18 protein-coding genes are annotated in these 21,162 nt (G+C 62.7%); 12 read left to right on the top strand and 6 right to left on the bottom strand.

Annotated features, from left to right (window positions below; genetic code table 11):
• Positions 1–142: 142 nt before the first annotated feature.
• A complete protein-coding gene (locus ACR65T_RS05575; RefSeq protein ID WP_434495551.1) occupies positions 143–400 on the top strand; it encodes a GCG_CRPN prefix-to-repeats domain-containing protein in 258 nt (85 codons plus the stop codon).
• A 64-nt stretch (positions 401–464) separates the two neighbouring features.
• Here ACR65T_RS05575 and ACR65T_RS05580 read toward each other — a convergent pair whose 3' ends face one another.
• A complete protein-coding gene (locus ACR65T_RS05580; protein WP_434495552.1) occupies positions 465–1,043 on the bottom strand; it encodes a hypothetical protein in 579 nt (192 codons plus the stop codon).
• Positions 1,044–1,070: 27 nt separating this feature from the next.
• A complete protein-coding gene (locus ACR65T_RS05585) occupies positions 1,071–3,224 on the bottom strand; it encodes a beta strand repeat-containing protein (protein WP_434495553.1) in 2,154 nt (717 codons plus the stop codon).
• Between the two features lie 454 nt (positions 3,225–3,678).
• Here ACR65T_RS05585 and ACR65T_RS05590 point away from each other — a divergent pair, with 454 nt between their 5' ends.
• A complete protein-coding gene (locus ACR65T_RS05590; RefSeq protein ID WP_434495554.1) occupies positions 3,679–5,271 on the top strand; it encodes a methyltransferase regulatory domain-containing protein in 1,593 nt (530 codons plus the stop codon).
• Between the two features lie 100 nt (positions 5,272–5,371).
• Here the strand turns inward: ACR65T_RS05590 and ACR65T_RS05595 are convergent, their stop codons facing one another.
• From ACR65T_RS05595 to ACR65T_RS05605, 3 genes are all read right to left on the bottom strand, one after another.
• Positions 5,372–6,451, bottom strand: coding sequence for an AI-2E family transporter (locus ACR65T_RS05595; RefSeq protein WP_434495555.1), 1,080 nt, complete (start codon positions 6,449–6,451; stop codon positions 5,372–5,374).
• Between the two features lie 48 nt (positions 6,452–6,499).
• The gene (locus ACR65T_RS05600) at positions 6,500–7,480 is read right to left on the bottom strand and encodes a mechanosensitive ion channel family protein (RefSeq protein WP_434495556.1); all 981 of its coding nucleotides are present in this window, start codon (positions 7,478–7,480) and stop codon (positions 6,500–6,502) included.
• Positions 7,481–7,615: 135 nt separating this feature from the next.
• On the bottom strand, positions 7,616–8,074 hold the full coding sequence (locus tag ACR65T_RS05605) for an MgtC/SapB family protein (RefSeq protein ID WP_434495557.1): 459 nt from the start codon (positions 8,072–8,074) through the stop codon (positions 7,616–7,618).
• A gap of 134 nt (positions 8,075–8,208) precedes the next feature.
• Between ACR65T_RS05605 and ACR65T_RS05610 the strand changes: the two genes are divergently transcribed.
• From ACR65T_RS05610 to ACR65T_RS05620, 3 genes are read left to right on the top strand one after another with little or no spacing between them, the layout of a single operon-like run.
• Positions 8,209–8,916, top strand: coding sequence for a cytochrome c oxidase assembly protein (locus ACR65T_RS05610; protein WP_434495558.1), 708 nt, complete (start codon positions 8,209–8,211; stop codon positions 8,914–8,916).
• A 12-nt stretch (positions 8,917–8,928) separates the two neighbouring features.
• A complete protein-coding gene (locus ACR65T_RS05615) occupies positions 8,929–11,481 on the top strand; it encodes a cbb3-type cytochrome c oxidase subunit I (protein WP_434495559.1) in 2,553 nt (850 codons plus the stop codon).
• A 3-nt stretch (positions 11,482–11,484) separates the two neighbouring features.
• Positions 11,485–11,874, top strand: a complete 390-nt coding sequence (locus ACR65T_RS05620; protein WP_434495560.1) for a hypothetical protein — start codon at positions 11,485–11,487, stop codon at positions 11,872–11,874.
• Positions 11,875–12,069: 195 nt separating this feature from the next.
• Here the strand turns inward: ACR65T_RS05620 and ACR65T_RS05625 are convergent, their stop codons facing one another.
• Positions 12,070–12,591 carry an ABC transporter permease gene (locus ACR65T_RS05625; RefSeq protein WP_434495561.1) on the bottom strand — a complete coding sequence of 174 codons (522 nt, stop codon included), beginning with the start codon at positions 12,589–12,591 and terminating at the stop codon, positions 12,070–12,072.
• A gap of 320 nt (positions 12,592–12,911) precedes the next feature.
• Between ACR65T_RS05625 and ppsA the strand changes: the two genes are divergently transcribed.
• From ppsA to ACR65T_RS05660, 7 genes are all read left to right on the top strand, one after another.
• Positions 12,912–15,374 carry a phosphoenolpyruvate synthase gene (ppsA, locus tag ACR65T_RS05630; protein ID WP_434495622.1) on the top strand — a complete coding sequence of 821 codons (2,463 nt, stop codon included), beginning with the start codon at positions 12,912–12,914 and terminating at the stop codon, positions 15,372–15,374.
• Between the two features lie 103 nt (positions 15,375–15,477).
• Positions 15,478–16,548: a sodium:proton exchanger gene (locus tag ACR65T_RS05635; RefSeq protein ID WP_434495562.1), complete on the top strand. Its 1,071-nt coding sequence runs from the start codon at positions 15,478–15,480 to the stop codon at positions 16,546–16,548.
• A 166-nt stretch (positions 16,549–16,714) separates the two neighbouring features.
• Positions 16,715–17,209 carry a cupin domain-containing protein gene (locus ACR65T_RS05640; RefSeq protein ID WP_434495563.1) on the top strand — a complete coding sequence of 165 codons (495 nt, stop codon included), beginning with the start codon at positions 16,715–16,717 and terminating at the stop codon, positions 17,207–17,209.
• A 243-nt stretch (positions 17,210–17,452) separates the two neighbouring features.
• Complete coding sequence (locus tag ACR65T_RS05645; protein ID WP_014890469.1) at positions 17,453–17,608, top strand: DUF3309 family protein; 156 nt, start codon at positions 17,453–17,455, stop codon at positions 17,606–17,608.
• A gap of 48 nt (positions 17,609–17,656) precedes the next feature.
• Complete coding sequence (locus ACR65T_RS05650) at positions 17,657–18,799, top strand: HlyD family secretion protein (protein WP_434495564.1); 1,143 nt, start codon at positions 17,657–17,659, stop codon at positions 18,797–18,799.
• On the top strand, positions 18,796–20,382 hold the full coding sequence (locus ACR65T_RS05655; protein ID WP_434495565.1) for a DHA2 family efflux MFS transporter permease subunit: 1,587 nt from the start codon (positions 18,796–18,798) through the stop codon (positions 20,380–20,382). The genes ACR65T_RS05650 and ACR65T_RS05655 overlap by 4 nt, the downstream gene beginning before the upstream one ends.
• Before the next feature lie 196 nt (positions 20,383–20,578).
• On the top strand, positions 20,579–21,121 hold the full coding sequence (locus ACR65T_RS05660; RefSeq protein ID WP_434495566.1) for a DUF992 domain-containing protein: 543 nt from the start codon (positions 20,579–20,581) through the stop codon (positions 21,119–21,121).
• Positions 21,122–21,162 lie beyond the last annotated feature (41 nt).

Genomic DNA, 21,162 nt, shown 5'->3' on the forward strand with positions numbered 1-21,162 from the left:
GGCGCAAGAACATTATAGGAACATAGCTGGGCGTCGGCTAACCTCGATCGCAAATTGCAATTGCCAAGATTCGGTTTGCGCGCAGATATTCTGCGGGCGCGGCGCGAAGAGCCGCGCCCAGGCCGATTGAAGGAGATTGGAGATGAAGTTGAGAACGGGTCTCGCGCTTGTTTTTGCGGCGGCTCTGGCTGCGCCGGCCCACGCGGCGATGCCGCTCGCGCCGAGTGAGACGGCGGGCGCGCCGATCGTGCAAGTTTATGGCGGTTGCGGGCCTTATGGCCATCGCGGTCCCTATGGCGGGTGTCGGTGGGGCGGACAATGGGGAGGATACGGCGTCGGTCGCGCCTGCCCGCGCGGCTTCCATCTCGGCCCCTACGGCCGCCGCTGCTGGCCAAACTAAGCTCAGCGAAAAGCCGGGACGGCGAATCGTCCCGGCGCTTTGCCGGCGCCCCTCCCGAACGCCGTCAGGTCTTTGGCTTTGAGGTGCGAAGTCCCGTCCCGCCTTTTGGCTGTTCCGCGGCGCTCGGGGCTGGCGCGTCGCTCGGCGCCACCGGCGCCGAAGATCCCAGCGAAACCGAGAGGCCGAACAGCTTCCACTGGCCCTGGACCGGCGCATAGAGCAGTTCGAAGCGGATCTGCGTCGGCACGGAGGGGAAAAAACCCGCCATGTGCATCATACCCGTCGACTCTATCTGCGGCAGCATGCTGAGCTGCGGCTCCAGGACCGCGACGCCTGACAGGTCGAGATTCTGGTTGCGCTGATAGGCGAAAATTTCCGCTAGCCGCGCGGCCGTGTTCGTCTGGAAGCCCGGGGCTCCAAGGTCGCGCAGCACCGTATAATTGCCGGTCTTGTTGGCCTGATCGAGCGCAAGCAGAGTCGAGCGGACGAGAATCAGAACGCCGTTCTTGTCGATATCAGCGGGCCTTGGCGCCTGCGCCGGCCTCGACGGCCCAGCCTTAGGCGCCGGCTTAGGCGCCGGCTTAGGCGACTGCGCCGAAGCCATCGTCGGAAAAAAACTCGCGGCCACTAGGGCCGCGAGCATTCTATGCTTGTTCTTTACGATCATGGATCACCAAGCCAGGGTCACACCGGCGCGGCCAGCGACGCCCCCGTATTTGAGACCCGCGCCGATGCCGGCATTGACCACCGCCCATTCGTTCAAGCGCAATTGCGCCTGAGCGGCAAGGCCGTACTGACCACGGAAGGTGCCGAAGTTGCCAGTGACCGAGAACCATTTGTTGTCCGGCAGGAAGCTGGCCCCGCCGAGCGCGACGGCGACCGCCGTGCCCTCGTAACCGCGTTGCACCCCTCTGCCGAGGCTATACACGCTTTGCGACAAGCCCAGAACGCCGGCCTGGAGAGCTTGGATGTCCTGCGGACCGAAGGCCGAAGTCGCGAGATGACCCTGGGCGTCCGTGGTGGTGAACTTGGTCACACCAACTTGCGACGCCAGGCTCGCGGCAGACGTGATGCCAGGCGCTTGGTAGGTATTGGCCGCCGTGCCCAGCATGATCTGGTTGTTGGCGGTGTTGGTCGCGCCAGCGCCCAAAGCCGTCGAGCCGTTGAAGCCGTTGGCGTTAGCGCCTACGCCGAGAGCGGTCGAGCCAACGGTTCCAGCGGCATTAGCCCCAAGGCCCACCGCCACCGAACCGGCGCTACCGTTGGTATTCGCGCCCAAGCCCGCAGACACCGAACCGGCGCTGGCCACTGATGTGGCGCCCGAACCAAGGGCCGAAGAGCCCAAGCTGAGGTTGGCGTTAGCGCCACTGCCGAAGGCCGACGAACCAGCGCTGGCGACGGCTGTCGCGCCCGTGCCGAAGGCCGAGGAGCCAACGCTCAGGCTGGCGTCGGCGTTGGTGCCGACTGCCGACGACGTGTTGCTAAGGTTGGCCTTAGCATTGGTGCCAACCGCTGTCGAACTGATGCTCGGCGCCAACTTTGTGCCCGCCTGGGCGCCAGCGCCGAACGCGGAGTTCTTCGAAGCGCCAGGTCCGAACGCTGAGGCGCCGTCGCCGACCGCCACGCCGCCGTCATTCGCCAGCGCGCCCGCGCCGATAGCGACAGAGCCAAGCGACACAGCGCCGGTGCCGATAGCGATCGCGTTAGCGCCCGGACCGGCCGTGGCGCCAGTACCTAGGGCAACGCCGTTCAAACCGGTGGAGGAGCTTCCGGTGCCTCCTGCGAAGGAATTGACTCCCGTCGCAGTGTTGCCGGTGCCAACCGCCGTCGAACCGGCCGCCGTCGCATTATTGTTGCTGCCGAGCGCCGACGAATTTGCCTTGGTCGCGTTGTTTCCACTGCCGAAGCTCGCCGCTTGGAATGCCGTCGCAGTATTGTTGTTGCCGACGGCAGTCGCGAAACCAGCAACGCCGCTATTCGCGGTGGTGTTGGCGCCGATCGCGACGTCCTCGAGGCCGAGCGCTTGAGCGTTGGAGCCGCCGATCGCCGTGGAGAAGTCTCCCGCAGCTTTGGTGCCGGCGCCGAGCGCCGTGCTGGCGTTGGCGGTGGACTGCGCATTGGTGCCGAACGCGGCGGAGTTGTTCTTGCCCGTCGCCGTTGAACCGTCGCCGACAGCGGTGCCGCCGTTGGAAGCAAGCGCGGCCTTGCCGATAGCGACCGAATCAGTCGCTTTCGCGCCCGTTCCGATAGCTATGGCGTCGGCGCCGTTCTTGCCTGCCTCGGAGCCGGTTCCGATCGCGATCGAACCATTGCTAAAAGTTTGCGCGCCGCTCGTGATCGTTTTGCCCGTTACAAGATCGAATACACTGCCCCCAATCGCTATAGAGCCATCTCCGTTAGCTATAGCGCCGAAGCCGTTCGGATCGTTACCTATAGCGCTGCCGATCGCAACGGATGACTGGCCGTTAGCTACTGGGCCATTGAAGAAGCTGCCGTTGCCGAGAGCGATGCCGTTAGTTCCATTCACCGTTGGTCCGGCGCCGAAACCGAGAAAGCTGCCGCCGACGGCCGTGCCGCCGGTCGCATTTACCGTAGCGCCGAAGCCGCAAGAGGTGCCCCCTGAGGTGCCACCGTCGTTGGATCCGCTGAAGCCGGGAAGGGGGGGGAATGCACCGCCTAGGCCGTTAACGCACTCCAACGCGCTCGCCGAATTCGGCGCGAAGGCGACGCCCATGGCCACGGCGGCGGCGCCGCCCATCAGCGCGCGGCGAAATGCGATGGAACCATTTTTGGGTGTGATGAGTTTCTGAGACAGTTTGGTCATGGTCAGTTCCCATTCCTTAGGACTGCGAGGAGCACCGAACCGCGAATTTGCCGAGCCGCGGTGAGAAGTGGTCCAGATGAATAAAATTTAATCGGCCAAGCACAGTCAACGATGAACGGCGCCTCAGGCGCTCGGTTTGGCCACATTTCCGGCAGCTGTGATAAATAGGAAACAGTTCGGAAGGCGGGCCGAAAGGCGTAATAAGGCCGCGTTCTAGTCGCAAACGATTGAACTTAACTTGGTAACCGATCTCGCCTTTAGACGGCCTCCGTAATCTTACGTAATCGTCTTCTCGGGAAGGCGTCGCGTCTCCAAACATCGTTAACAGGCGATTCTTGAGTTCGAACATCGTGAACGCGCGATTCTCGAGACAAGCGGGAGGCGAATCTCGCGAGATTGCAAATTCGCCGGCCGGAAGGGAGAATGAATCTCCTTAGGCTCCGGAAACTTGCTGATGACGACTCACTTCGGGACGGCCGTGCAGGCGGCGATCGCGCGTAACGCCGCCTCCTATGACGATCTTCCTTATGTCTCGCATCCGTTTCCGCAGACGCATCCGGCGCGGCTGGGCGCGGTCGCCCGCATCTTCAGACTGACCGCCCCCGATCTCTCCCGCGCCCGTGTTTTGGAGCTTGGATGCGCGGCCGGGGGCAATCTCATTCCGCTCGCGGCCCGTCACCCCGACGCCTATTTTCTCGGCGTCGACCTGTCGCAGCGGCAGATCGAGGAGGGCCAGCAGCGAATCGCCGCGCTCGAACTCTCAAATATCAATCTTCGCCGCCAGAGCCTGACCGACCTTCGGTCCAAGGACGGCGGCTTCGACTATATTATCTGTCACGGCGTCTACAGCTGGGTGCCCGAGCAGGTGCGCGACGCGATTCTGCGGATCGCCCGAGAAAATCTCGCGCCGAACGGGGTCGCCTTTATCAGCTACAATGTTCAGCCGGGATGGCGGCTGCGCCAGACCTTGCGCGACGCGCTGGGGCTGCACGTCGGGCCGCATGGCTCGCTGCGCGAGCGTGTCGCCCGCGCCCGCGAAATGCTGTCCTTTCTGGAGCAGAACACGCCGGCTGAGACGACCTGGGGCGCAATTTTTCGGGCCGAAGCCGCCAATTTGCGAACGGCGGACGACTCGTACATCGGCCACGAATTTCTCGAAGACTGCAACGAGCCGTGCAGTTTCTCCGAGTTCATGGCGAGCGCCGGGGGCCACGGACTGGCCTATCTCGGCGAGGCGGGCCTTTCGACGATGATGCCCGAGAATATGAATCCGGCCGCGGCGCCCTTGCTGCGCGCGCTGGCGGGCGACAATCAGGTCTCGCTCGAACAGCATATGGACATTTTCACCGGCCGGACCTTCCGCCAAACCCTGCTCATTCATAAGGAGCAGGAAAGTAAATGCGTCCGCAAAATTATGCCCGACGCGCTCGCGGGCCTGCACTTTCTGGCGCGGACGGACTTCGGCTTTTCGCGCGAAGCGGACGGCAACGCCTTTTTCGCTGACGGCTCCGGCGCCTGGTTTTCCACACAGGATCCTGGCGTGCGGAAGGCCATCGAAGCGCTTGTCGCGCGCCTGCCGGATTCGAGTTCGATCGACGAGCTCGTCGCAGCGATGGAGCTGCGCGGCGCCTCCGTCGACGAGGCGATGCGATCCAGAATCGCCGACGCGCTGATGCGCATGACGCTTGTCGGTCTCTTGACGGGCTCAACGGAACCCATGCGGATCGCTCGCGCGCTTTCGGCAAAGCCTATCGCCTGCCCCATGCTGCGGGCCGACGCGGCCGCCGGCGTTCTGCACTCGGCTAATCTGCGCCACGAGCCGATTCGGCTCGATATCATCGCTCAAGTGGTGACGCCGCTGCTCGACGGCGGCGCCGACCGTGACGCCCTGATCGCCGTGACGATCGCCGCCGCGGACGCCGGCCGCGTGACCTTTCAGCGCGCCGGTCAGACAGTGGTCGAGCCGGCCGATGTCGCCGTCTGCGCCGCCGAGCACGTCGACCGCGTCCTCGGCCACCTGCAGAGCAACGCCTGCCTCGTCGCGTAACGGCAAGAGATCGTTAGCCGCCTCGCTTCCGAGTTGACGGAAACGCGTCGATTGCGCGCGGTCGACGAACTGTCGCCCGCGGCGTGGCGCAGGCCATCCGTCAAGGAGCGGAACGGCGGGCGACGCCCCCTACTTCTTCAGGCGAACCGGCGCTTTCCGGCTGATCGTCGGAGAGCAGCATGGCGATCCAACGGACGCTGGGAAAATGCTTACAAAGGATGATCAGCGCCGAGGTCAACGGAACGGCGATCAATGCGCCGGCGATGCCCCAGATCCATGTCCAGACCGAGAGCGATACAATGACCGCCATCGGTGTAAGCGATAGGCGCTGGCCCTGAAGCGTCGGCGCAATGAAGTTGCTGATCACAATCTGAATGATTGAGAAACCGATGAACGCGACCGCCGCGGTCATCCAACTGTCAAATTGCATGATCGCGTATAGGGTCGGGGGCAGGATTCCGATGATGTTGCCGATCACCGGAATGTAATTCAGCAGGAAATTGAGCAGCGCCCAGACCAGCGCCAGATCGAGGCCGAGGACGAGCGACCAGACGAGAGTCGCCGCCGCGGTGATTGCGCTTGTGAGGGTCGTCACCCAGAGATACTGGCGAATCCTCACGGCGGTCGAATCAACGGCGTCGACGAGTTCGCGTCTTTCGTTTCCGCCCAGTTGCTGTCCGATTTTCTTACGCAGCAGCGTAACTTCAGGCAGGCCGAAGGCGACGAGCACGCCGATGACGCCGATATAGGCGATGATGTTGTAGACGCTTGTGAGCGCCTTCTGCGCCAAATCGATCATTCGACTGTAGCCGCCGAATCCGCCGAGGGAGCCGCCCCAACTCTGCACCCAACCGGAGGTCTTGTCATAGAGCTGCTGCAGCTTTTCAGAGTTTTCGCCGAACGCCTGTCCGATCTGAGCAACCGAAAAGGAAATGGCGCCGGCGAAAGCCGCGAGCACGGCCAGCAACACCAGAACCGTGCCAATGTTGCTGAGCGTCTCCGGCACGTAGCGCTGAAGCCATGGTTTGATCGGCCAGACCGCGGCGATCACGACGAAGGCCGCCGCGAGCGGCATTGTCACGGGGTACGTCTGTCGCAGCGCGAAGCCAACGAGCACGAAAGCGACGATCGCCAGCAATCGCGTCTGCGTCGCTTGCTGTGAGTGCTGTGAGTGATCCATGCCGCCTCCTGGCGCCTAGCGAAGTAGCGCGCCCAATACAGATCGCAATTAGCCGCTGCGAAACAAACCGCCGGCGCGAGCCGGCGCCGCCGCCACCTGCTCGCGTCTTTGCTTGCGCGGCGCCGGAGCCTCTTTGGGAGCCGGCCAGCCTTCGCGCTGTCGTCCGCGCTCGCCGTCGGTTTCCTCAGTCTGATCGTGGAAGAGGATCTGATAGGTCGGGAACGGCATGTCGATGCCGGCCGCCGTCAAAGCGGGCGCAATGGCGCGATAGACTTCGTCTGTCGATTCGACGACCTCGCGCATGATCGTCGGCTGGATCCAGTAGCGGACCTCCAGGTTGACGCCGAAATCGCCAAGGCTTTGAAAGAGCACGGCCGGCTTCGGCTCCGGCAGCACCCGTTCGATTTTGGCGATTTCGGCAAGTATCACCGCGCTGGCTCTGGCGACGTCGTCGCTGACCCCGATCGAGATCATGAGATGAATGCGCCGCGCCTCATAAGCGGTATTGACCACCACGCGGTTTGTATAGAGTTCGCTGTTCGGAATCACGACGCGGCGACTGTCATATGTGCGCAGCAGGGTTGCGCGGATTTGGATGTCCTCCACCGTGCCCTCATGCGGGCCGCTGACGATCTGGTCGCCGATATGGAATGGCCGCGTCACCAGCAAGAGAATGCCGGCGAGCAGATTCTGGAATATGTCCTTCGCCGCGAAGCCGACGGCCACGCTGCCAATGCCGAGGGCGCCGAACACGGAAGCGGCGTCGAGCGAAGGAAGAATGACGGACAGGGCGATGATGGCGCCGATCAGGTTAACCGCGCCGCGACCCAGCCTGGAGAAAATCTTGACGATGTGTCGAGGCTGTCCCGAACGGGTAGCGACCCTTGCGACGCCGCGTCCGACGCCCAGGGCGAACAGGTAAACGACGAAATAGACCAAGAGTCCGAAGGCGAGGTTCGGCAGAAATGCGACGAACCCCTGCCAAATGTTCTGAAGCCGCTCCCAGGCTGCGTCCAACTGAAACTCCATGACCCAATCCGGTTTCGTCAGGCGATAGAACCCCGAGACGTGGGCGATGTTCCTTGCTGGCTGCAGGCCGGTTTGTGCGCGGCTCTCGCGTCTGCGCTTTCTGCGTTGGAAAAAACTGCGGCGCAGCTGAGAAGGCTATGAACTCTGATCGTGCTTACCGCTGGAATTTTCGTCGACCAGCCCGCTGTTCTCGATCGGCGTGATCAGCCTGAGCGTCACAAAAGTGAAGAGCGCGACCGCAACCGCAACGTCGTAGCTGCCGAGACCAACCGCGGCGCCTATAGCGCCTGTGGCCCACAGGCTCGCCGCGGTCGCCGTTCCTTTGACCGACGCGCCCTGCTTGAGAATGGCGCCGCCGCCGATGAATCCAATTCCGGTGATGACGCCTTGGATGATTCTCGCCATGCCGTCAGGCGAATTCGACATGTATTGCTCAGCCGCCTGGACAAAGCTGCAGGAGGCAAGAGCGACGAGCGGAAACGTCCGGAGCCCTGCGCTGCGCTCCTGTCGCTCTCGATCCCAGCCGATCGGCAACGCGAGCGCATAGGCGCCCGCCAGCGCCGCGAGATGGGGAATTATCTGAAATTTATCCAAGTCGAAGCCTTTGCTCTACTCGCTCTTACACTAGTCGACGCAGAGCGCGTTTCAATGCCGCCGAACGCTCTGGACTGGCGCGAGCTTTGGCCAATATGGATCGGTATGCGCAGGAAGTTCGATCGCGACGCCGCATGAGCAGAACTAAAATCGCAATTGTCGCGATCGCGAATGGCGCTCCCGGCGCCCAGGCCGTCTCAGATTCGCGAGCCAAGATCGCCGTCGCGATCATTGTCGCTTGCGCGGTCGGGCTTGTCGCTTACGCGGGTCCAGACCTCGGACCTCGCGCGTCTCACATGGCGACGCACATTATACTTATGAGCGCGCTCGCGCCATTTCTGGCCGTGCTGTCGATAAGGTTTGCGTCGGCCCCGGTCCTTGCGACCGGTCGCGCCCTGGCGATTGTCACCGCGGCGCAGCTTGCCCTGCTCTATGCGTGGCATGCGCCGGGGGCTGCCGCTTACACGGAGACGCATCCGGCTGCGCATTTTTCGATGCACGCCTCACTGCTCGCGGCGGCGTTGCTCTTTTGGCTGGCGATTCTCGGCGACACAGGCGTCGCGCGCTGGCGCGGCGTCGCCGCGCTGGCGATCACCGGCAAGCTCGCCTGCCTTCTCGGCGTGCTTCTTGTGTTCGCGCCGCGGGTTCTCGACACAAGCGCTGCGAGTTGGGGAGCGACCACGGAGATGATGCTGGCGGATCAGCGCCTTGCCGGTTTGCTGATGCTGGCGGCCTGCCCTGCAAGCTATGTCCTCTCCGGCGTTTGGATCGCATCCCAGTGGCTGCTTGCTTTGGAGGACGATCGCTTGCGCGCGCGGTCCGATCGTCCGGACGGCGCCTAGAGCGCCGCCTCGATGCCTGAACGACCATGCGACCCGAAGCGCCTTCCAAACGTAACGCCACGGCCGCCAGGCGAACTTGAAGAGCTTGAGCGCGCCTGGGCCTATCCGCCAGGGTGGCGAAAAATCAGCGAGATCAACAACAGTCTCGTCGGCGTCATCTATATCGGCGCGGCCTTTTTGTTCTTTCTGCTCGCGGGCGTGCTGGCGCTGATCATGCGCGTCCAGCTTTCGCACGGCGACAATCGCTTCATCGGACAGGATCTCTACAACCAGATCTTTACCGTGCATGGCACGACGATGATGTTCCTTTTCGCCGTGCCGGTGATGGAGGCGCTCGGCGTCATCCTGCTGCCGCAGATGCTGGCCGCGCGCGACCTACCCTTTCCAAGGCTCAGCGCCTTCGCCGTCTGGGCCTATGTCATCGGCGGCCTCGTGTTCTTCTCGACGATTTTCTACGGCCTTTCGCCGAGCGGCGGCTGGTTCATGTATCCGCCGTTGACGCTGACCAAATTTTCGCCAGGAGATAACGCCGATTTCTGGCTGCTCGGCATCGGTTTCATCGAAATATCCGCCATTGCGGGCGCCATTGAAATCATCGTCGGGATGCTGCGCACGCGGCCGCCGGGGATGACGCTCGACAAGATGCCGCTCTTCGGCTGGTCGATGCTGGTCTTTGCGGCGATGATCGTCTTCGCCTTCCCCGCCGTGATCCTTGCGACGATGATGCTGGAGATCGAGCGGTCATTCGGCTGGCCGTTCTTCACGGCGGGGCAAGGCGGCGATCCGCTGCTGTGGCAGCACCTCTTCTGGTTTTTCGGACATCCCGAGGTCTACATCATCTTTCTGCCGGCCGCCGGTCTCGTCTCGATGATCGTGCCGACGATGGCGCAACGGCCGCTGATCGGATACCGGCTAATCGTCGTCGCGCTGATCGCGACAGGCTTCTTCAGCTTCGGCCTGTGGGTGCATCACATGTTCAGCACCGGCATTCCGGCGCTGAGCCTCGGTTTCTTTTCGGCCGCGAGCATGGCGGTCGCGGTTCCCTCCGGCATTCAAGTCTTCTCATGGATCGCGACCATCGCCTCGGCGCGCGATCGATTCAGACTCTCCACGCCGTCGCTGTTCATCCTCGGATTTCTTTTCATCTTCGCCATCGGCGGCCTAACCGGCGTGATGGTTGCGGTCGTTCCGTTCGATCTCCAGGCGCATGACAGCTATTTCGTCGTCGCGCATTTTCATTACGTGCTCGTCGGCGGCATGGTGTTTCCGCTCTTTGCGACTTTCTATTACTGGGATCCGATGATCAGCCTGAACCGGCTTTCGGAGCGCCTCGGACGCTACGTATTCTGGCTGATGTTCGTGGGCTTCAACGTCGCCTTTTTCCCCATGCACGTCTCCGGCCTGCTCGGCATGCCGCGACGGGTTTGGACCTACCCAAGCGCCATGGGCTGGGACACGCTCAATATGATATCGACCATCGGCGCGTTCATTCTCGCGCTCGGCGTGCTGGTGTTCGTCGTCGATCTTTTCGTGCGCTTCCGACGCGATTGGGAGACGCAGAGAACGCAGACCAATCCCTGGGACGGCGGAACGCTGGAGTGGCTGCCGAGCGATCTTTATTCGATGCGCAGCGTTCCGATCGTGACGAGTCGCTACCCTCTATGGGATCAGCCCAATCTCGCCGAAGATGTTGCGGCGGGGGCCTATTATCTGCCGAACGCCGCAACCGGACGGCGCGAGACGATCGTCACCTCGCCCATTGAGGCCCGACCGGAATATCTCCTTGAAATGCCGGGACCCGGCTGGGCGCATATGTTCTCGGCGGTCTTCACGGCCGTCTTCTTTCTGCTGCTGACGGTAAAGGCCGTTGCGATCGCGCTTGTCTGCGGCGCTTTGGCCGTCTTCGCCACGCTCGTCTGGTGCTGGCAGCTCGACCCGCCGCCGCGCGGACGCGTAGAAATCGGCGGCGGTATCAGTCTGCCCACCTATATGTCCGGACCCTCGTCGCACGCCTGGTGGGCGATGATCGTGCTTATTCTCGTCGCCGGATCGCTCTACATTACTTTCATCTTCTCTTACCTCTATCTTTGGACTGTCAGCCCGCAAGTCTGGCCCGTCGTTGGCGCGTCGCCGCTTCCGGAGCTGCGCTGGGCGGCGAGCGGCGCGTCGCTGATGCTTCTCAGCATCCTTGCGTACGGGATGGCCCACCGTGCGCTTCCCAAACCCGGTTCGATCAGCCTTTCGGCGGCGCTCCTGATGATCGCCGGCGCGCTGTGCCTCATCGCCGGCGTCGGGATAGAAGGCTATGCGCAATGGCGATCCGGTCTGCGGCCGGGAGAAAACTCCTACGGCGCGATGGTGTATTTGGAGATTGTCTTGACAGGTCAGCTCGTGGCGACTGTCGCGGTGATGACCGGATTCGCCTTGGCGCGTCTCGTCACGGGGAAACTCGATGCGCAGCGACGCGTATCATTCGAAAGCGCGGCGCTGCTGGCGTACTACACAGCCGCGCAAGGGCTTCTCGGATTTTTGCTCATTTATGGCTTTCCGCGAATGCTGGAGTAGACGATGTCGCGTGCAAGCAAGGCTGAGCATCCTCGCTGGTCTCTGACGACGATTATCGCCTTTCTACTCGCCGGTCCCATCGTCTGGGGCCTGCATTTCCTTTTCGTCTATGGCGGGCACACGCTGATGTGCGTGCTCGGCTGGTCCAGCGAGCCGCAAATCATACGGGCGGCGGTCATCGTGGCGGGCGGCGTCGCGCTCGCGCTCCTGGTTTTCGTCGCGCGCGGGGCGCGCCGCTGGCGTCGCTATGAGGTCGAGGGCGGCGGCGACTCGGCCGCGTCAGCGGAGTTTCAAATGTATGCGACGTTGCTGCTGATCCTGCTATCGACCGCCGGCGTGGTGTGGTCGAGCCTTGCAGCTTTCTTTATCGCTCCCTGCCAGACGCTGCGATAAGTCGCCCGAGACAGTATAAAATGCGGGAGGACGGCGCCGCGCGGGCGCTGCGCCTGAGCATGCCGGCGCTGACGCGCTGCCGGCTGCGCCAAAGGCGCGGAGCATCTCGCGCCGGTTTGCGCGCGCACCAGATTTTCAGCCCGGGCCGGATCAACCTACGCCGCTCGCGACGCTCCAGCGTCCAAGTTCTGGACTCTAGGCCGCAGGCTTCGCTTGGTCGGCGACCTTGACCGGAAGCTGCGTCCGAATCGCCTCGACGATCCTTTGAACGGAGGCGTCGGCCTCACTGGCGCGCTTCTCCGCCGCGACCGCCCGCTGCTCCATCGCCGTCAGTTCGGCCTGCCGCGCCGCGAGCTGCGACTGCACCCCATCGAGATCTTTCCGCGTCTGAATGAGGGCCGCGGAGAGTTCGGCGGCTTCCGACTCCGATTTGCGCAACGCAGCTTCGGCGCGATCGCCGCGGTCTTCCGCGCGCTCCAGCTTCTCTCTCACCGCATTGGCGGCGCTATGCGCCCGCGCCACCGCCTGAGAGGACTGCTTTTCGAGTTCCTTGATCGCCGCGGCGGCCTGGGACACGAGGTCCAGCGCCGCCGTAGCGTCGTCAGTGGCGCGCAGCCGCTGACGGACAGGAAAGTTTGGCGCCGGCGGCGCCAGCGGCCTGTTGTCCCCTCTCGGGATGATTTCGTCCATCACCTGATCCAGATCCAGCGAATCCATTTGCGCCTCCCGCCATCGCACGAACTGGGTTGGGCCAGCCGTCCAATCGGATTCCTATTATGGTCAAGAATCCGGCCAAATCTCGACCATTAGGTCAAGTTTTAACCATAACCAGCAGGGTAAGCGTTTTTCCTAGGACAGATCGGCCCCCAAGGGCCAATGCTTAAGCTAATAAGAGCGCCGACGCGACTGAAAACGTGCCTTGTTCACACAATTTCTGTGTAAGCGCTCAATATCACCGCGCAGCTGTAATAATTATAGCGCAATGGCCCAGGGACCTCACGCTCGCTCCCTTACCAAAAGAGCTCGTCATGAATAAAATGGCCGACTCCACCAACTCCAAAGAAACAAAGCCGGCGCATTCGGCCTTCGGGAAATTTATTCGTTTTTTCAACGAGGTGGACATCGCCGACGTGCCGCTGGTGGGCGGCAAGAACGCCTCGCTTGGCGAAATGTACCGGGAGCTGACGACCAAGGGCATCCTGGTGCCCAATGGCTTCGCCGTCACCGCCGAAGCCTATCGCTATACGCTCGACAAAGCGGGCGTCTGGGCCGCGCTTAGAGAGGCGCTCGACGGATTGAACCCGTCTGACGTCGATGATCTCGCCAAGCGCGCCGCGCGCGCCCGCGATATCGTTTATGGCGCGCAGACGCCCCCGGATGTCGAAGCCGAAATTCGCAGCGCCCTAGCCCGCCTCACCGACGAATACGGAGCCGATTTGACGGTCGCCGTGCGCTCGTCGGCGACGGCGGAAGATTTGCCGAGCGCAAGTTTCGCCGGACAACATGACACCTATCTCAATGTGCGCGGCCCCGCCGGTGTTCTCGACGCTATCCGTCATTGCTTTGCGAGCCTGTTCACCGACCGCGCCATCCGCTATCGCATCGACAACGGATTCGATCACTTCAAAGTGTTCAACTCCGTCGGCGTGATGAAAATGGTGCGCTCGGATTTGGCGGCGTCCGGCGTCGTCTTCACGATCGACACCGAAAGCGGATTCGAGGACGTTGTCTTCATCACCGGCGCCTACGGCCTCGGCGAAAATGTGGTGCAAGGCGCCGTCGACCCGGACGAATTCTACGTCTTCAAGCCCACCTATCTGCAAGGCAAGCGCGCTATTTTGAAGCGCGCGCTCGGGGCGAAAAAAATCAGGATGATCTTTTCGGACCGGGGCCGGACGACGACGCGCAATATCCCCACCGACGCCAAGGAAAGAGAGAAATTCTGCATCTCCGACGAAGAGGCGCTGACGCTCGCCGGCCAGGCGATTGAGATCGAGGACCACTATAGCGCCAAAGCCGGCGCGCGCCGCCCCATGGACATCGAATGGGCCAAGGATGGTCTCGACGGCCAGCTCTACATCGTTCAGGCCCGCCCGGAAACCGTCGCGTCCCGCCGCGACCGGAACATCGCTGAAATCTACAAGGTGATGAAGCATGGCGCGGTGAAAGTCGAAGGACGCGCGGTCGGCGCAAAGATCGCCAGCGGCAGGGCGCGCGTGATCGAGCGCGCCAGCGAGCTTTCAACATTCATTCCCGGCGAGATCCTCGTCGCCGATACGACGTCGCCCGACTGGGGCACGGTGATGAAATCGGCCACCGCCATCGTGACGAACCGCGGCGGTCGCACGTGCCATGCGGCGATCGTCGCGCGCGAACTTGGCATTCCGGCAATCGTCGGAACGGACGCGGCGACGCGACTCATTCGCACCGGCGACATGATCTCGGTGAGCTGCGCCGAGGGCGACGTCGGAAAGGTCTACGAAGGACCCATCGCCTTCGAGGTGGAGAGCGTCAACCTTTCAACTCTGACGACACCCGCCACGCATGTGATGATGAACGTCGGCAATCCCGACATCGCTTTCGGCCTTGCGGCGTTGCCGAACGACGGCGTCGGCCTTGCGCGCATGGAGTTCATTATTGCGGATTCGATCAAGGCGCATCCGATGGCGCTCGTTCACCCGGAGCGGCTCGGCGCGCGCGAACGCGCCGAAATTGCGCGACTGACCGCCAATTATGCAAGCCCCAGCGAATTCTTCGTGAAGCGCTTGTCGGAAGGCGTCGGCACGATCGCAGCGGCGTTTTATCCCAAGCCTGTCGTCGTGCGCATGTCCGACTTCAAGAGCAATGAATATGCCTCATTGCTCGGCGGAGAGGTTTTCGAAATGCAGGAAGCCAATCCGATGATCGGCTTTCGCGGCGCTTCGCGCTATGCGCACCCTGCTTACCGGGAAGGTTTTGCGCTCGAATGCGCCGCAATGACCCGCGTGCGCGGCGAAATGGGTCTGACCAACGTCAAGCTGATGATTCCCTTCTGCCGCCGAATCGAAGAAGCGGAGAAGGTCATCTCGCTGATGCGCGAACTCGGTCTCGAACGCGGCAAGGACGGGCTCGAGATCTACGTGATGTGCGAAATTCCAAACAACGTCATGCTTATCGATCAGTTCTCCAAACATTTCGACGGTTTTTCGATCGGTTCGAACGATCTGACGCAACTGACGCTCGGCGTCGATCGCGACTCCGAAATCGTCGCCTTCGACTTCGACGAGCGGGACGAGGGCGTGAAGGAGATCATTCGTTTGGCGGTCGAAGGCGCCAAGCGCAACGGGCGGCACTGTGGCATTTGCGGCCAGGCGCCCTCGGATTATCCGGAGATCGCTGAATTCCTCGTGCGCTTGGGAATCGATTCTATCAGCCTCAATCCCGACACGGTTTTGCAGACCACAACAGGCATCGTCGACCTGGAGAAGCGTCTCGGTCGAGAGCCGAGAAAGACGGATTGATCGCTCTAGCGCGACTCTGCATTCATTCAAACACCATCCACCCTCGGCGCCGGCGCAAGGCGTCGATCGACTGTGGCGCGCGTCGCCGAATAAAGGAAAGCAAATGAGCGCAGCCGCCAACCGGAAAGTCCTCGCGACGATGGCTCCAGCCGCCGGACTTGTGGGAGTCGCCGCGGCGCTGCATTTCACCGACGCCGGACCGATCGTAAATTTCATCGCCGCGGCTTTGGCCCTGGCGAGCGTCGCGCATGTGATTGGCGAAGCAACCGATCAGCTCGGCAATCACCTCTCGCCGGCGGCGACCGGCGTCGTTCAGTCGGCCGTCGGCAATCTCCCCGAGCTGTTCGTCTGCATCTTCGCGCTCCGGGCCGGACTGCTGACGGTCGTACAGGCGTCGCTGATCGGCTCCATTCTATCGAACGCGCTTCTCGTCCTGGGCCTCGCTTTTATGACCGGCGGTTGGAGACTTGGCGTGCTTCACTTCGAAAGTCAGACTCCGCGAATGATCGCGACGCTGCTTCTGCTGGCGGTGTCGGCGCTGGTGCTGCCGACGCTCGCTCAGGAATTGCACCTGCCGAGCGGCGCGCATGAGCAGGAGCTCGCCGTCGTCTGCGCAGTCGTGCTTCTTTTCGTTTTTGTTGTGCTCACCCATGCGATGCTCAGTCAGGGACAGCGCGCGCTGCCGGCTGAGTCCCATGCACGCCTGCATGCGTGGTCGCTCGGCGCCGCGATCGGCGTTCTCGCCGCCTGCGGCGGCGCCGCCGCCTTCGTCTCGGATTGGTTTGTCGACGCGCTCGGTCCGGCGATCGAAATATTGGGCGTCAGCGAAGCCTTTTCGGGTCTGGTGATCGTCGCCATCGCCGGCAACGCCGTCGAAAACGTCGTAGGAATTCGGCTCGCGGCTCAGGGCAAGGCCGATCTCGCGGTCAGCGTCATTCTGAACTCGGCGCTTCAGGTCGCCGTGGCGCTTATTCCGATTCTGGTGCTCGTCAGCTTTGCGATGGGCGGCGCGGCGCCGTTCACGCTCGCCATTCCGCCGATTCTTGCGGCGGCCATGTTTCTTTCAGTGCTCGTGGTCACTGTGGTCACCGTCGACGGCCGGGCAGACATGGTCGACGGGGCCGCGCTGGTTGGTCTTTACGTCATCGTCGCGGCGATCTTCTGGTGGGGTTAGCCCCTCCCCGACGTCAACGCGACGCCTTCTCAATTCTATGCTTTTTCCGGCCGTGAAGGGATGAGCGCAGTCGCGCTCGCCCTATATCTCTCGCCCTGAAGGCGCCGCGGAGCCGAGGCGGCCTAGCGTCGTGCGGGAAGGCCGATCGCGGCGGTGGGAGGGACTCATGAAAGCAAGAATAGCGATCGTCGTCGCTGGCGTCCTCGCCTGCGGCGAAGTGGCCCAGGGCGGCGCGGTCGAAGCGCATCGCGTATTTCTTCCGCAGAACATGAAATGGGAGCTGGCGCCGAGTTCGCTGCCGGGCGGCGCCGAAATGGCGGTGCTGTACGGGGATCCAAGCCGAGAAGGCGACTTCGTCGTCAGGATCAAAGCGCCGAAAGGCTATCGGGTGCCGCCACACACGCATTCCAAGGCCGAGCTCGTCACGATCATCTCCGGCGCATTCAGTTTCGGTCGAGGGCAGGCGGCCGACCGCGCCACGGTCGAAAAACTACCGGCGGGGAGCTTCATTTCAATGCCTGCCGGCGTGCTGCATTATGTTTTCGTCGACGAGGACTCGGTGCTCCAGATCAACGCCACCGGTCCTTGGCAGATCGACTATTACGATCCGAAAGACGACCCGCGGCTGAATATTGCGCCTGCCGGAGCGCCCGTGCGCTAAGCGGAAAACGCTTCAAAGAAAACGGCTCGCGCCTTTACATCCGAGGTCGCGAGCCGTTCCGTGTAGGGCTACCGCTGGTGGCGGCCGCCTCTCGGTGAAAACCTAGGCCCAGCGCAACTGAAAGCAAGCAGGGCCGTTGCGCCCTCGTCCGCGCCCAGAGCTCGCGAGGAACATTTTTCGAGCGTGAGAGTTGCGCTTTGAAACTGTCGCGCAAGTGGCGCGCGCGGGAAGCGGAGTTCAGCCATGCTCTCGACCGTCCTCATCGTCGTTCTGCTGTTGTTGCTTATCGGCGCCCTGCCGACATGGCCTTACAGCTCTGGATGGGGATATGGCCCCGGCGGCATTGTCGGCGCCCTGCTTGCAATCGTCCTCGTGATGGCGCTCATCGGCAGGCTGTAGTATTTTGGAGCCGGCGCGGCGTAGCGATGGCTTGCGCGGGGTTGCGCAATGACCGAGACGAGAACGGCGCCGCTTGATCGCAGTCGCGCCGAATCTGAGCGCGAACCGTCGAGCGCTGCCCCGCGTGTGGGATTTGTTCGACGTCACCCAGCGCTCATCCTGTTGGGCGCGCTGGCGCTCATCATACTCGGTGTCGGTGTATTTATTTACTGGGACTATGCCTCGCATTTCGAGACGACCGACGACGCTTTCGTGGACGCTCGCCAATATTCGATTTCTCCGAAAGTATCCGGCTACCTCACCGCCGTCGAAGTGACCGACAATCAGCATGTCTCGCCCGGCGATGTCATCGCGCGCATCGATCCACGGGATTATCGGATTGCGATCGCCGAGGCTGAGGCGCAGCTCGCCGCGGCGCAAGCGACAGCAAAAAATCTCGACGCGCAGATTGCCGTGCAGCGCGCCCAGATCAGCGCCTCCGAAGCTCAAGTCGAGCAGTCCCAGGCTGCGCTGCGCTTCGCCCAGCAGGAGGCGACGCGATCTCGCACGCTTGTCCAGCGCGGCGCCGGCACCGTACAACGCCAGCAGCAGACTACATCGCAGCTCGCGCAAGGACAGGCTCGGCGTGAACGCGCAAGCGACACGCTTCAAGCGGCGCGCGCTCAGGTCCAGTCGCTCGAGGCGCAGCGCAAAACGGCAGAGGCGCGGATCGCTCAGGCCAGCGCGCAGGTTGATAAGGCGCGCCTCGACCTCTCTTATACGACGGTGAAGGCCGCCGAGTCGGGCCGAGTCGTTCGACTGACGGCGGCGGTTGGCCAGCTTGTGCAGGCCGGCACAAGCCTGGCGATGTTTGTTCCCGACAACATCTGGGTGACCGCAAATTTCAAGGAGACGCAGCTCGACGAGATGCGGCCGGGCCAGCCCGTGCAAATGCGCATCGACGCTTATCCCGGACGCGAGTTCAAGGGCCACGTCGTCAGCATTCAGCCGGGCTCCGGCACCGCCTTTTCGCTGCTCCCGGCGGAGAACGCCACAGGCAATTACGTCAAGATCGTTCAAAGAGTGCCTGTGAAAATCTCGTTTAGCGATTTGCCTTCCGACGTGGTGCTGGGTCCTGGGATGTCGGTCGTCCCCAGCATTCGCGTGCGTCCGCAGCTCTCGATTTACGAACGTTTGAGAACCCGATTGTGAGCATCGCAAACGCCGTCGGCGCCGCCGCCGCAGGGAGAGCGTCGCATTCCCCTAATCCTTGGCTGATCGCCGTGGTGGTCTCGGTCGCGACCTTTATGGAAGTTCTGGACACGACCATCGCCAATGTGGCCCTGCCCTATATCGCCGGCGGCATGGCTGTCTCGCCCGACGAAGCCACCTGGGTGGTGACAACCTATCTCGTCTCAAACGCGGTCATCCTGACGGCAAGCAGCCATCTGGCGAAAGCGCTTGGCCGCAAGCCGTTCTTTCTTGTCTGTCTCGCGCTTTTCACCGCCAGTTCGATATTGTGCGGCTTCGCCTGGGACATCCGTTCGCTGCTTTTTTTTCGCGTCCTGCAAGGGCTTGGCGGCGGCGGAATGGTGCCCGTCTCGCAGTCGATTTTGGCCGACGCCTTTCCGCCCGAAAAGCGGGGACAGGGGTTCGCGCTCTTTGGCATCGCGGTCGTCGTTGCGCCCGTCATCGGGCCGACGCTCGGCGGCTGGCTCTCCGACAATTATTCCTGGCACTGGTGTTTCCTGATCAACGGTCCCATCGGGCTTTTGTCGATTGCCATGGTCGCCTTCGTGCTGCGCGAACCGGATGACAGGCCATCGGCGCCGCCCTTCGATCTCGTCGGCTTTCTTCTCGTTTCGATATTTCTCGGCTCTCTCGAAGTCGTGCTCGACCGCGGCCAGCGCGAAGACTGGTTTGGCTCGAACTTCATCGTGGGATTCGCCATCCTCTCCGCCGCCGCCTTCGCGTTCATGATCCCCTGGGAGGCGACGCGCGAAAACCCGGTGGTCGACATTCGGATGATCGCCACGCGGCAGTTCGGCGCCTGCTTCGTTGTGATGATGGCGCTGGGCGCGGTCCTTATCGCGACGACGCAAATACTGCCACAGCTGTTGCAGCTTTCTTTCGGATATACAGCGACTCTCGCAGGACTGGTGCTGTCCCCTGGAGGCGTCGTCACGATGGCGACGATGATCGTCGTTGGGCGGCTGTCGAGCCTGGTGCAGCCAAAATATCTCATCATGGCGGGAGCCGCCATCGTCGCGCTTTCGATCTACAATCTCACGAGTCTCTCTGGAGACGTCGACTTCTGGTATTTCGCGCGCACGCGCATCTACATCGGCATCGGCCTGCCGCTCATTTTCATCCCGATTACGACCGCATCTTACCAGGGCCTTCCCCCGGATAAGACCGATCAGGCTTCCGCTCTCATCAATGTCGCGCGCAATGTGGGAGGCTCCGTCGGCGTCTCGCTTGCACAGAACGTCCTGGCGCGCCGAGAACAGTTCCATTTGAACCGTCTCGCCGAAAATACGATTCCATCCAATATCCAGTTTCAGGAGGCGTTGCGGCGCGCCACCGAACATTTTCTCGCGCTCGGCGGAACGGCGTCGGAGGCGCGGCGGCAGGCTGTCATCTGGATTGGCCGGCAGATGCAAACGCAGGCGTCCCATCTTGCCTATATCGACGTTTTCTACGCCCTGACGCTCGTCGCAGCGACGATCATCCCGCTCGCCTGGTTCTTGCGCCGCGTCCGGCTCGGCGCTTCGAACTCCGCGCCATCACATTGAGCCGTGCCCGACCGGCTTTTCGGCGCCGGATCGGCCCGGCGTGAAGCCGCGCCCCGTTCGGCTCGGGCGCGATCCGCTGTGCGCAAATATTCTTGCGACTGCCCAAGGGATTCCCGGCGGGGTTACTTTTTGTATTTTTCGCCATTAAAGTCCCGCCGCGCGGCTAAGTTCCGCACCCATCGATTGGAGTTCGATAATGTCTCATTCCTCGCTCGGCCGCGCGATGTGCGCGATGTCTTTCATCGCGTTGTCGTCCAGCGCCGCCACGGCTCAATCCGTGCAAGTCGGCACCCTTCTCTGCCATGTCTCCGGCGGCGTCGGCATGATCATCATGGAGAATCAGGCGCTCGACTGCGTGTATACGGACGCTAAAGGCAGCCCGCCCCAGCATTACATCGGCAGGCTGACCAACGTCGGCGCCAATATCGGCATCAGCGGTCCGGGTCAGATGATTTGGACGGTTCTCGCGGCCACGAACAGCGTGGCGCCTGGCGCGCTGGCCGGAGACTATGTCGGCGCGGAAGGGTCAGTCGCAGTCGGCGCCGGCGCCGGCGGCGCGGTCCTTGTCGGCGGCTCGAACAAGACCATCTCGCTGCAGCCTGTGTCCGTTTCCCTTGGCACCGGCCTCAATGTTTCCGCCGGCATCGGCAATGTCAGCCTGCAATATATGCCGGCGACCCCGCCGCCGCCGCCGCCCGCGCCGGCTGCCAAGCCGAAGAAAACCCGCGCGCACCGGTAATCTCCGACGACGCAACGAACCGCAAACGGGCGCGCCGGCAG

This window comes from Methylocystis sp., assembly GCF_051061285.1.
Taxonomy (GTDB): domain Bacteria; phylum Pseudomonadota; class Alphaproteobacteria; order Rhizobiales; family Beijerinckiaceae; genus Methylocystis.